This window comes from Sediminibacterium roseum, assembly GCF_009939005.1.
Classification (GTDB): Bacteria; Bacteroidota; Bacteroidia; order Chitinophagales; family Chitinophagaceae; genus Sediminibacterium; species Sediminibacterium roseum.
This window is the reverse complement of record NZ_JAACJS010000001.1, coordinates 1-1,329: the sequence shown is the minus strand read 5'-3', so window position 1 is coordinate 1,329 and position 1,329 is coordinate 1. Positions and strand designations below refer to the sequence as shown.

The 1,329-nt window shown below is 42.4% G+C and carries 2 protein-coding genes; both read left to right on the top strand.

Annotated elements, in window-relative coordinates; genetic code table 11:
- Positions 1-39 precede the first annotated feature (39 nt).
- The gene (locus GWC95_RS00010) at positions 40-447 is read left to right on the top strand and encodes a hypothetical protein (protein WP_161816620.1); all 408 of its coding nucleotides are present in this window, start codon (positions 40-42) and stop codon (positions 445-447) included.
- A partial coding sequence (locus GWC95_RS00005) for an IS3 family transposase (RefSeq protein WP_237722010.1) occupies positions 444-1,329 on the top strand: 886 nt, incomplete at its 3' end. The genes GWC95_RS00010 and GWC95_RS00005, both read left to right, overlap by 4 nt.

The window sequence follows — 1,329 nt, the reverse complement described above, 5'->3', positions numbered from 1 at the left end:
TGTCTAGTCCTAAAATAGCTTTACAGCAATGCCTCTAGGATGACTGAAAAGAAAAAGCAGAAAAGCCAACCAAGCCCGCTCAGCAAAGTGCCATGGAAGCGGCGCAGTAAAGATGAAATGGAGTTAATCGTCGGCCAGATCCAATCGGGATCGATCTCGATTTGGGGTGCATGCAAGAAGCATGGTCTCAATCGGAACACTTTAAAACTTTGGATGACTCGCTTAAGAGTTGGAAGTTTGACGGACAAAACTCTCACCACCGTGTCATCGAGTAAGGAAGACGATAAAAAAGCTTTGGAACTCAAACAGCAGATCAGGCAACTGGAAAAGGCGCTTGAGTATGCAAACCTCAAGATTCTCGGTTTGGAAACAATGATCAAAGTGACCGAGGAAGACCTTCAAATTAAGATCAAAAAAAAGCCTGGTACCAAACGGTCAAAAGAATGAAGCAAGCTTATCCCACTCTGGGCCTGGAGAAGCTATGCGGACTGTTTGGTGTAACGAGGCAGGCATATTACGAAGCATATAATTACGAGAAGAAAACAAGTATCGCTCACATGATCGTGCTGCGGCTGGTTAAAGATTTACGAGACACAATGCCAATGCTCGGAACAAGAAAACTTCTTTTTAAGATTGAACCGATGCTAAAAGATCACGGTATAAAGATGGGACGCGATCAACTTTTTGATTTACTGCGTTTCCATGGAATGCTTATTCGGCGAAGGAAACGGAGCATTGTTACAACAGATTCTTTCCATTGGTTGAAGAAATATCCGAACCTGATTGAAGATGCACCAGTGTGTGCCTCTGAACAGGTTTGGGTATCGGATATTACTTACATCAAAACGATTGAAGGTTACAGTTACCTATCGCTAATCACTGATGCGTACTCCCGAAAAATTGTTGGTTATTGTTTGCATCCATCGTTAGAAAGTGCAGGATGCATCGAAGCTCTTAACATGGCATTATCTAATCGGCTGTTTAATGATAGAATACTGATACATCATTCAGACAGAGGTGTACAATATTGTTCAAGTAGCTATGTGGATATACTTATGGACAATGGTGTCGGTATCAGCATGACACAAAACGGAAGCCCATATGAAAATGCACTGGCGGAGCGGATGAACGGAATCATCAAATCAGAATTCATTCCAAGAAAACTCTTCCGCAATCACGACGAAGCAAGGAAAGCAATTGATAGTATAATAGAAGCCTACAACAGTCGAAGGCCACATGCCAGCTTGAATTATTTAACACCAGAAGTAGCACATACAGCCGAGGGAACGATCCCTAAGCGGTGGAAGAAATACAAAAGAGCAACTGAAT